Below are 11,448 nucleotides of genomic sequence, written 5' to 3' on the forward strand. Positions count from 1 at the left end.
AAGGCTCATATCGGCGTGGACAGTGCCTCTGTATTGGCTCGCTTCCACAGTGTCAGCGGCCCTATCTGCCTAATGGAGGAATGGAAGATGTACCACTCCAACTTGCGAGGCCCCTTCCTCACGGCCCGCTATGACAGTATCATCGGCAAACGGCCATGTTCGAGCAGTTGTCCCATCTGTTTTCATCGCTCGACGAAGAAACCTACAAATAAAAGCGCGATGTTGATCGCCTAGAGTATTCGGGATGGCTTTGCTACGACACACTGACAAGAAAAAGCCCTAACACTAGCGTAGTAGATGATTTTTATTAGGGAGCAATATGATCACCACACCGCAGAAAGATGAAAGGGGTGAGATTCCGCCAGCTAGCGCTTGGGTTCGTTTTTTGCGTAGCTATGGTCCAACATCGAATAACCTGACGATGTTCGACGAGTATGTATCGAGCGCGCTGGGACGGGCAAAAGTCAAGCCGATTCGCCTGTCCGCACCTCTACTTGAGGAGATGGTAGAACACATCGAATCCAAGACGCCGGGCTCTATCTTGATCGCCGGAACTGCTGGCGATGGAAAGACGTACCACTGTCGCGCCCTGTGGGAGCGCATTGGTGGGGATCCCAAGGATTGGACAACCAAGGGCAACGTGAAGGAGCTACGTCTGACCGATGGCCGGTTGGCGGTCTTCATCAAGGATCTCTCCGAGTTCAATGGCGAAGAGAGTGATCAGCCATTGCAGCGGCTCGAAAAATCCGTTTTAGAAGGCGATGACTCCGAGGTCGTGATCCTTGCGGCAAACCATGGGCAGATTCTTGATCGTCTTCGCGATTTGGGTAGGCGTCAGGAGCGTAAGCACCCACTTCGAAAACCACTGCAAGAGCGCTTCTTACAGGCCGGTCCGGCTCCTGAGCGCCTGACGGTTTTCGATCTCAGTCGATCGACGAGCCGAAAGACGCTAGAAGAAGTGGCCAGAGTTGTCGCGGGACATCCCGAGTGGGATAACTGCAAGCGCTGCGCACTACAGGCAGACGGAAAAATCTGCCCCATTGATGAGAACCGACGTAGGCTCTTGGGCGAGTCGGATGGTGGCCAGCTCGCTCGCCGCTTGGGTGATTTGGTAGAGGTCGCCAGACTCAATGGCCTGCATCTCCCTATGCGTGACTTGCTCGCGCTGTGCTCGAACATGGTCCTCGGTTGTTCCGATGCGAAGCAGGCAAAGGAAAATCTAATGACCTGCGCCGATATCGCGAAGATTCAGGCGAGTGGCGACTTTGGTAAGGCCAGTGTTTATGTCAATGCCTTTGGAGCCAACTTGCCCAAGCGAAGGGCTGCTCACCGCCCCATTTTTAAGGCGATGTCTAGCTTTGGCGTGGGTGACGAGTCCACCAATGCTGCTGATGGTCTGCTGGTGTACGGCAAGGACGACTCGCGCCTGCAAGACGACTTCGCGCGTCTAGTCGCGAGCGACCCGATTTACGGGGCTACGACCGCCTTTCGCGCGGCCCAAGACGCCTATTTGGAGGGGTATGAGGGCGCCCGTGTGGAAGGTGGGGCGGCCGAGTTCCTTGCGATGCTCGAAGACCAGCGACGCCGACTCTTCTTCACGCTTCCAGATGGGGAAGCAGGGTATCCACATTGGTCGATGACTGCCTTCCGCTTTACTGGCGACTACTTGGAAATCATTGAAGCACTCAAAGCGAAGAGGTCCGTCAACGAGACAGTTCGCGGGCGCATCGCGAAGGGGCTGAACCGGGTATTGACTGGCCTTCTTCTTGAAAACGTGGATCGCATCTTCGTTGCCAGCTCAGGTGGTTTCACTCAAAGCCGAGTGAGCGTACTTTGTGACCACGAGACTCCTTCTCGTAGGCAAGGTGGCGTTGGCATGGCAATCAGGCTTGCTGAGGAAACGGGTCGCCCTCGACTCGACGTTTCGCTCGCGGTGGGCCCAGGCAATTCAGTTGCCTTCGACTTGACCCCTATCCGCCATGAGTTTCTCTCGCGTGTGGCAGAAGGTGCTTTGCCAGCGAGCTTCTCCAATGAATGCTTAGAAGACCTGCTGGCCTTCAAGGCGAAGCTCTTGCGCAAGGCAGAGATCGTCAGGAAGGCAGGTATGGTTGACGATGATGATGAGGTCGTCGACGAGTCGTCTGCGCTGACGCTTAACTTTATCGAGATTGAGGTAGGCGGTTGCGGCTTTTCACGCGCTGTGACAGTGAGGGCCCCGGAATGAGCACAATCATCCATCGTCCCGAGATCAAGAGCATCGACTTTTGCGTCGACGAGAACATTTGGGGGCATCGTCTTTATGATGAGCAGCTACCTCACTTGACCGTTCTTGAGTTCCTGGGCGTACTTGGATCGAATTTGGATCGACCGCTCAGGCCACACCAAGAGCAGGGCGGTTCAGTCATGTTCAAGCCGCAGCGCCAAATCCGGTTGCGCGGGCTACTGTTCAACAACCCCTATGTCGAATCGATTGCGGAAAGTGCTGCGTCAGACGAGGAAAAGTGGAAGCTGTGGCTAGAGCGTTTTCGCCTGGGGGCGACGGGCAATGGTGATGACGACATGACCTACCTTCGTCGTTCATTCACCAGCTTCGATGACTTCGCTAAGGCCATCGAGCTGCTGCGCTCTTCGTCGTTCGAGTCTCGTAGCAACAAGCGTTGGAGTTCGAAGTTCGCCTTCCCCTTCGGCCCCGATGCCCTCTATGAAGACCTGCAAATCAATGCAAGTGGGGGAATGAGCAATGATCGCCGTTTCTTCGCTCGTACGGGCGAGCTGCTCTATCTCATGCTCACGCGAGCCAAGCGAGGAGCAGAGCTAGGCGATACCTTGGTCAAGCGCCTATTCGATCATGAGGCACCGATGAATCGCCTAGCCAGGGCTCTGCAAGGTGCACCGCAGCATGCCGAAGAACCTCGGCAATCAGGTTATCTTCCAGAAACAGCCAATGCCCGTTTCGACCAAATCTGCGAGGACTGGCTGTCAATCCTAGCCAAGGACATGCCGATCTACGATGCCTTGGAGCACCTGATCGCGATCACGGGCCTAAACATGCTGCTCTACTTCCTGGAGCGGGCCAAGCGGGTCGCTGGCGATGACGATCCGGTAGAGATCGTCTGTGAAATCGTCTCCAAGGAGCGCTCGAAGGTACGAGCACTCTCTGGCGATAGCTATCAATTCAATCAAGGGCTGCCAGCAAAGGCTGTGCGAGCCCATGTCGAGTCGATTAGGTTGGCCCCTGGATGGGTTGCGGCTGAATCCGCTGAGTTCCCTGAGGCCGAGCGCGTGAAGCTCATGCGCGATCATTTCCAATGGCCTCCGGCTGATGGCGGCGACGATGAAGACTGCACAGGCAAGAGTCCGGATGAGCTGGTCACCAAGTTAACCGACGACGCCTTGGCTCGCCATCGGCAGCATGTAGGCAAAATTCATGCTTCTTGGTCGCGCGCGATAGGGCTCAGCTCCCGCAGGCTTTCGAGGCGCACCCGATACGCGCCGAACGATCGGCTGCTCAAGTCGATCGTGGTTTCCATCGTAGATGATCGGATGCAGTTCGACGAGTTCCTCGGCGAAGCCATGCGCAGATATGGCCTAGTAATTGGAGACGCCGAGGGCACTCGATTGATTGATGCAAAGTTAGTCGACCAAGAAGAACTCAGTGATAACCGAGACAACCTAGAAGCCCGACTTGTCGGCTTAGGCCTAGTTCGCAGGCTCTCCGATTCTTGCTCGTTTGTAGAAAACCCGTTTGCGTTTCAGGGAGATGCCGCATGCTGACCGATCGCATTATTGGGCGCGTCGGCGCAGACATCCTCGCCCAACGCATATCTAATCCAGGCCAACTTGGTGATATGGCGGCTCTATTCAGGCTAGACAAGCTTTCGGCCAACCAAATCGCGGCGGTGGCGCGGGCTATCCTCGCTAATCCGGATCTGCGCACCCAAGTGGATCTCATGATCCCGGAGGCCTTGGTGGAAGGGCAAGGCCTACCGCCAGAAATCCTGATTCCGCATAACGCCGGCTACGTTCGCAACAACGCCAAGACGACCAAGGCTGCGATCCTTACGGCCAATGGCAACGAGCACAACCTCGCCGATACGTTGGGCCACGTCATGGCTATTGGCGCCAAAGAGATGCGTGCCGATCCTGAGTCGTGGGTTGAAGCCACTCTCCGCGCAGGCAGCATTGCACCTGTGCCCGACGACCGAGCGGTGTTTCAAGCGGCTCTTGGCGGGTTGCTCGCCTCCTCAGAGCTTTCGCTAGTGCAGCTTGGCGAGTTTTGTGCCGCCATCGTCGAGGCCACCACCACGCACGGACTGCCTATCCGTGATGCTGTTGGCTTTGCTTTGCCCTGCGCGGGACTCCCTAGGGACAGTTCCTATTTCTCAAATGCCAAGACTTTCGTGGCATTGCGCAAACCATGGCTCACCGCTTTCACCAAGCTCTTTGCTCAGCGCGCGCCGTTGCTTAAAAAGCTTCGACAGAATGGTCAGCCTCTCGACTCGGAAGAGATCTCCGAGCGTATCGAAGCCAATGCTGCAGAAATTTCGGACGCGGCCCGCCAAGCGCTTGATGCCTTCGCCGCCGCACCGGCAGGAGATCAAGAGGCTGCCGATGCCCTCGCCCAGTTCGAGTGGGAGAGCGATGGGGTATACCTAGCCTTCGACAAACCAAAGGAAAAGCAACTGGGCTTAGCCACGTCGACGATCCATTTCTTCGACCATGAGTGCGACCAAGAGAGCTCGCTTGATGCTGAGGACCGCAAGCTTCTGGAAGACCTGAAGGGCCGTGAACGGCGATCCGACTTCACTGAGGAAGACGAAGCGTTTTTCGTTAAGCAGAGAAGGCTCTTGGAGCAAGACACCAAACTCTGCTCGCGCTGGGAAAAGGCCCTCTATGGCAAACCCATTGACTGCAATGACTTCTTCGAGGGCTTCGCTCGAGTAGTTAATAGCCTGCATGCCGGCCTACGGGATCCGCAAGGAGAGCGAATCCTGCGCTTCACAGTGACCAAGGGCCGCAAGGAATGGCGTGAGCGATTCAACTACGACGCTGGCAGCTACTTCTCGGCGATGTATCGCGGCTTAAAGGAGCTCATGGGCTCCAAAGTACAGTGGAAGGTCGAGCGGCTGGGAAATGCGAATTTGCCCGACCCCCTTTTCGACTATGAAGCCTTCTTCGCTAAGGAGAAAGAACTCCGCAACGATAAGAAGAGTAAGGTCCGCCCAAACTCATCGCTATCTCGCAAGGCCTTACAGATCAAGTTCGATGTAGCTTTGATTCAGGTTGCTAAGGACAAAGAGACCGTACTGGCGAAGACTCAGCTCCTTTGGAGCTATAAGCCTACATCGATCGGACTGTCGATGGTCGCCGATATGCGGCGTCTCTTGGAGAAAGGCGCAGTCGGTTGTACAGAGGTCCCCCGCCGCCTCGTCAGCAAGAAGGGTGGGGTACAAAACGTCTCGCTGCTCGATACCGGGACGTTGGAAGCGACGTATGCGACAGATGCTGGCTCATTGGTTCCGGCGGCCAACAGGCTTCGGAGCTTGCGCCATGAGATCAAGAGTCGGATCAAAGAGCTGGCCGAGGAAGGCCGACTGACTCTGCATCAGCAAAACGAAGTAAAGACCTCATGGGATGAGTTCGAACAGGATTACATCGGTGCGATGAAAGACTTTATCGCGACGGGGCTACATGGCGATGCCGTTATGCGTCAGGCGGAGTCTTTTGCCACGCTGCTGAACACCCTGATGGCGCATGCTCGTGGTGACGTATGTCGTTCACGGCTAGTCTCCGAAGTACTATCGGTGGGCACGGCGCGCGTTACTGGGGACAACCTAGCAATGATAATCCCGCCTTGGCATCCAGAACGCATGAAAGCCCTTGCGGTGAAGACGCGACGCGTCGCCGGTTTCGCCAGCCACTTGCTGTCGAGCGACAGCATTCTCTACGGCGATCGCGAGATCTTCATGCGGGAGCTCTCTGACGAGATCGCCCATCCGTTCTATCCGGAGATAGCAGTCCTCAATCGGGGCGGTGCTTTGACTCTGGTATCGGAGAGCAGCACGGTCAACGGCTACAGCTTATTGGAGTCGCCCACGCGTGGTGCTGAGCAGGCCATGACCGATGTCGATCCGACGGCTGCGGCCAAACAGGCGCGTGAGCTTTTGGAGCGCTATGTCGGGCTACAGCCCCATGAGGGAAACAACCTTAGCGTTGTGCTCTACAACGCCGATGCAGCTGAGCTACCGCTCGCCACGATCCGAGAACTCTCCTCAATCCAAGAGGATGGCAAGCTTCAATGCAGCGTTTCAGTGCGTCACTCAGATCCAAATAAGCTGCGACGCATTTATGGTGAGTTGGCTAACAAAGCCGGAGACGATCCCGACTTGCCAGTTGTCAGCGAGACCAGCGACAACTTCATGTCGAAGCTGCGTATTTCAGTGACGCCTCTCTCGGCTACCCCAGGTGAGAGTGCACAAGGCTTCAAGGCCTTCGACGTCGCCTTCCTGCATGACGTAGTCGCGCGAGCAGCCCAGACCGAGTGGATCCCTGTAACGTGGACCAACGATCGGCCCAACTTGGAACATGCCCCTTCGCGCTGGTCGTACCGGAGCGTGTCGGGCGAGAACGAACTGAAGTCAACCACATTCCTGGCCTGCCCATGGCAAACGGCATCAGGCTGGGCATATCTGTCGGCTGTTGCAGCGGTTTGCCGCCAGACGGACGCTTTGCCTGGGGAGCGGTTCCTGCCAGCGCGTCGTATTTCTCTGCAAAGCCCAGAGCTGGCTGCAATGATAAAGGACGCACACGAGCTGGCTGAATGGGTAGCTACCTACGATGAGCTTCTCGACAAGCGTCAGCTCCAGCACAACAACATCACGGTGGTGCGCTACCGACGAGGCTCGACCAACGGCCGTAATATGATTGTGAGTTCGACCTCGGAACTGCGACTGTTGGGCGTGCTCGTCCGCAGGCGTCTGCAAGAGTTGAACCTCCAGCTCGGACCCGATGAGATCCAAGCCGCTGCCGACAAGGCAAAGCGTGACGCGCTTTCAATCTCCGGCGATATTGTACTTCGCGCTGCCAAGCGAGGTGTTTCCGCTGGAGAGATGATCGGTCTGGTGCTTAGCCGTTACTTACTTGCGGAGGAGTTCAAAACAGCCGCAGCTGGAGGGCAGAACTTGACCGCCTATTTCCTGCTTGACGATTACGCAAGCTGGTTGTCACAGCCGGAGAGCCGCATAGCAGATATTTTGGCGCTCAACGTCGAGGAACACGAGGAAACTGTCCGCGTCGTCATTTCTATCATTGAGTCGAAATATGTTGGGGACGACGGGCTGGCCAAAGCTCGTCGAGATTCCAAAGACCAACTTCTTGCAACGCTGGGCATGTTCCGTGTGGCGCTTTTTGGTGATCCCGGCCGTCTTGATCGGGACGTTTGGTTGGCCCGTTTGGCCGATATGCTTATCGATGCAGACGTCCCACCCGGCATGACTGGCTTGATGGAGCGTGCTCGCGCCAAGCTGCGAGAGGGCAATGTGGAGATCTCTCTACGTGGCTACTCGCACATCTATGTCCATACCTCGGACGCTGGCTCGGCATCGGCATCTGATCAAGAGCTTCTGGATGACACTGAAGGTGTGAAAGCTTGGCAAGAAGTTTTCGATAGGCCGGATTTACGAAAACTCGCCGAAGCCTACGCTAAAGGTTCCGGCACTCACGAAGCCCGAGCAGGCCTTGGAGCCCAACGGCCTTGGAGTGGGCACTGTTTCAGAAAACCCGCTCCGCGAGTGCCGTGGTTGACCACGATGGGCCAGATAACCAGTGGCCAAATCCATTCTTTTGATGAGGAAGCTTCGGACAGTGACAATGCGGCGGCCGAGCTGAGCAGCCCGATGGCTACGCCTTCGGCGCTGACGGAGGAGCACGCCCAAGCCTCTTCAACGGTTACCACTTCTGTCTCGAGCGAGATTACTGCCACGGTCACCAACTTGGGGGCTGCGCTATCCGATCTGGTCACTTCGAAGTTTGCTGGCAGCGCGCAAGCCGATGCCGAGCGTGAGGAGTGGGCCCAAGATGTCACCAAGAAGCTCAAAGCCGCGCTCAACAGCTATGGCCTACAGGCGGCTATCCTGGGCACACGCTTGACTCCCAATGGCTGCTTGGTTCGCCTGGCAGGCTCTGATCGACTTCGTGTCGAGGACATCGAGAACAAGCGTACGCAGCTCCTAACCACTCATGCAATCCGCCTCGTCACTGTCCAGCCCAAGCCTGGTGAAATTGTCGTGACAGTCGCTGGCGAAAAGAGGCAGGCTGTGTCGCTTTGGGAGCTTTGGTCGCGTCGTGAGCTCAATAGAAACGTTGCGGGCATCAACACCTCGTTTCTTCTGGGGCTCCAGGAAATTAACGGCTCGCTACTGTATCTGAACTTGGGATCAGAGTTCGGCGGGCTTTCTTCGCATGAACCACACTCGTTGGTGGCAGGAGCGACGGGCAGTGGCAAGTCAGTACTCATTCAGGCACTGCTATTGGATATTGCCGCGACTAATCCCAAAGAGCTCGCCCAGATCATCTTGATCGATCCAAAGATGGGCGTGGACTACGCGCCACTGGCCGACTTACCACATATGCGCGATGAGATCGTCACCACCAAAGAAAAAGCCGCCGAAGTTCTCGAGGCTCTAGTACAGGAGATGGAGGATCGCTACCGCGCCTTTGCCAAGACTAGAGCTCGCGACTTGCCGACCTACAACTCGAAGGTTTCGGCCGAAGAGCGGTTGCCGATGGTATTCCTGGTTCACGATGAGTTTGCTGACTGGATGCTCGATGACGCCTACAAAGCAGCAGTTGGGGCAGCAGTCCAGCGCCTGGGCGTGAAAGCCCGAGCAGCTGGCATTCATTTGATCTTCGCCGCGCAGCGCCCTGACAAGGATGTAATGCCAATGCAACTTCGTGAGAACTTGGGCAATCGCTTGATCTTGAAGGTATCGAGCGAAGCCACCTCCAAGATTGCACTCGACAGACCAGGAGCCGAGTTACTGTTGGGTCGAGGCCACTTGGCTGCCAAGCTCAACGGAGAGCTTGGCCTAATGTTCGCCCAAGCTCCGTTCCTGCCCGACCAAGACATCGAGGCCGTAGTAGCCGCCATTCGCTCTGACAACCAATAACAGATATTAAGGAGCCGCTATGGCCAAGAAATGGCAGTCCAGTCCACACACGATCGCCGATATTCGAGAATGGAACGGAAATGGAACTCTGCTGCTGCAACCCGACTACCAGCGCCGTGAAGTCTGGGGCGAAGCTGCTCGGGTGATGCTTATCGACAGCATCCTTAACGACATCCCGATGCCGAAGATCTTTGTGTCCAAGACCATCAAAGACATGAGGACCTATCGCAGTGTAATTGATGGTCAGCAACGCATTTCCACAATTCTTTCATTCTTGGAAGACGGCTTCAAGCTTGAGGATCCATACAAAGGACCCTACGACGGCATGACGTTCTCGCAGCTCCCGCCGGATATCCGCGATGACGTCTTGCTATATTCCATCGACTTCAACGAGGCTTCCGGCTTGCCGCAAGAAGAACTTCGGGAGGTCTATTCACGTGTCAACAAATATTTGGTTCCATTGAACCGGCAGGAGCTGCGCAAGGCTGACTTTCCGGGCGAGTTCTTGAAGACCTCTGAGGAGCTGGCCAACCTCGATTCTCTCGACGAACTAGGGCTGTTCAACGCGACGGCACGTCGTCGCTCGCTGGATGTCGAATATGTCAGCGAGTTGCTCGCTGCTCAGCTCAGGGGCATCAGCGATAAGAAGAATGCAATTGACGAGTGTTGCCGCGACTACGCAGCTTGGTCCAAAACTGAATCCCATGCGGCTCGCTCAGAGTTCGAAGGTGTTATCTCCGACATCACGAAGATCTTCGATTCTAGCTATCCGATGAAAAAGACCCGTTGGAAGCAAAAAGCAGACTTCTACTCACTCTTTTTTGCCACCTTGTCGCTGAGGCGCGATGGATTAGTTCTGCCTGGCGACGTGAGCATCTTACGCCAAGACTTGACTCTACTGGACAAGCGGATAGCCCCCACATCAGAGGTGCCGATCCTCAGCAAATACGCGGTTTACTGTGTCTCCCAAGCGAACTCGGCATCAAGCCGCAATTGGCGCATGCAGTTCATCCGAGCCATTCTGCGAGGAACTTACGCTGCGGCGATGGATGACGACGAACAACGTATAATCATATCGAGGACGGCTAGTGATATTCGATTTGCCATTGACCCATTATTTACAGGTGACGGATGCCCCCCAGCAGAAGGCTTCAAGTGCGGCGGGTGCGGTGAGCTCGATGTAGGAGAGACTAGCTTACCCAAATCAGTGCTCTACTGGTCAAAAGGGACCAAGGCTTTCCAGCTGTCAAACGCCAGATGGGCTCATGAGAGGTGCAGGAGCGATATCTCCACCGAAGTGCTCATTGAGGGAGCCGATATCTCCGGCGCTATCGACGACGAATACAACAATGTCGAAGAAGACGAATAATTTGCCAAAGGCCTGGGTATGAGCCAAATCGAGTTATTTCGAAATAAATCCAGCTCTTACACGATCGAGGATCAAATTGCTGGTGATGATGGTCGCATTTACATCGTGGGCGAACGTATCGCAGCAGGGGGTAACGCTGTTGTTCACGAATGCAATGAAAGGCTCTCAGGCGATAGCTATGCTGTCAAATTCCAAGTTGAATTGCGACAGCGTCGCCGCGAGCGCTTTCAACGAGAGGTTGAGTTGCTGCGAGAGTTTGATGATCCACACATCATTCGATTTGTCGCGACCGGCACTGTCCCGGGCACTCGCACCGAACGCATTAGGCAAGGGGGACGTTCAATCCCTAAAAAGCGGGGGGGCTCGGAGGAGTTACCTTTTGTTATTCTAATGAAGGCTTCAGAAAACTTGGCTGAGCACGCTCGGACACCTAAACAAATTCCTCCTGCGACTTATCTTGCGCAATTTCTCGGGCTTTCCAAAGCGTTGGTGAAAATAAATGAGAAGGCTCTCCACCGCGATATCAAGCCTGAGAACATTTTGGTGGTTGGCAGTGCTTGGGCGATCAGTGATTTTGGACTATGCGATTTGCATGAGGGAGGACCTGATCTATCGCGTGTTGATGAAAAAATTGGGCCAGTTCAGTGGATGTCGCCAGAAGCATTCAACAAAAACTTGGGTTGTGCTGATTCGATTGACCAAACGTCAGACGTGTTCCAATTAGCATCTGTCTTTTGGTATGCCGCCTGCGGTCGTCATCCAACTGGAATAGTCCGTGACACCGACTGGTGTGGTCCCGCGGAGCTATTCCCAATTATGGAGCGGGCTCTGCTTCACAACTGTCAAAATCGGTTTCAGACGAGCGCAGAGTTCAGCGCAGCCTTGGAAAGTGCGATCATCAGGTAATCGCAC

5 protein-coding genes are annotated in these 11,448 nt (G+C 55.5%); all 5 read left to right on the plus strand.

All coding sequences use genetic code 11. From position 1 onward, the window contains the following. The first annotated feature begins 319 nt into the window (after positions 1-319). The 5 genes from CGX12_RS05765 to CGX12_RS05785 are packed head-to-tail and all read left to right on the plus strand — an operon-like array spanning position 320 to position 11,442. Positions 320-2,224: an AAA family ATPase gene (locus CGX12_RS05765; RefSeq protein ID WP_217898131.1), complete on the plus strand. Its 1,905-nt coding sequence runs from the start codon at positions 320-322 to the stop codon at positions 2,222-2,224. After that, positions 2,221-3,774 (plus strand): hypothetical protein, encoded by a 1,554-nt coding sequence (locus CGX12_RS05770; protein ID WP_094038940.1) that lies wholly within the window; start codon positions 2,221-2,223, stop codon positions 3,772-3,774. Before CGX12_RS05765 ends, CGX12_RS05770 begins: the two co-directional genes overlap by 4 nt. Further along, complete coding sequence (locus CGX12_RS05775; protein WP_094038941.1) at positions 3,768-9,167, plus strand: FtsK/SpoIIIE domain-containing protein; 5,400 nt, start codon at positions 3,768-3,770, stop codon at positions 9,165-9,167. Before CGX12_RS05770 ends, CGX12_RS05775 begins: the two co-directional genes overlap by 7 nt. 19 nt (positions 9,168-9,186) lie before the next feature. Then, positions 9,187-10,536 carry a DUF262 domain-containing protein gene (locus tag CGX12_RS05780; protein ID WP_094038942.1) on the plus strand — a complete coding sequence of 450 codons (1,350 nt, stop codon included), beginning with the start codon at positions 9,187-9,189 and terminating at the stop codon, positions 10,534-10,536. An 18-nt stretch (positions 10,537-10,554) separates the two neighbouring features. After that, positions 10,555-11,442, plus strand: coding sequence for a protein kinase domain-containing protein (locus CGX12_RS05785; protein WP_094038943.1), 888 nt, complete (start codon positions 10,555-10,557; stop codon positions 11,440-11,442). Positions 11,443-11,448: the final 6 nt, after the last annotated feature.

This window comes from Zobellella denitrificans, assembly GCF_002237365.1.
Lineage (GTDB): Bacteria > Pseudomonadota > Gammaproteobacteria > Enterobacterales > Aeromonadaceae > Oceanimonas > Oceanimonas denitrificans.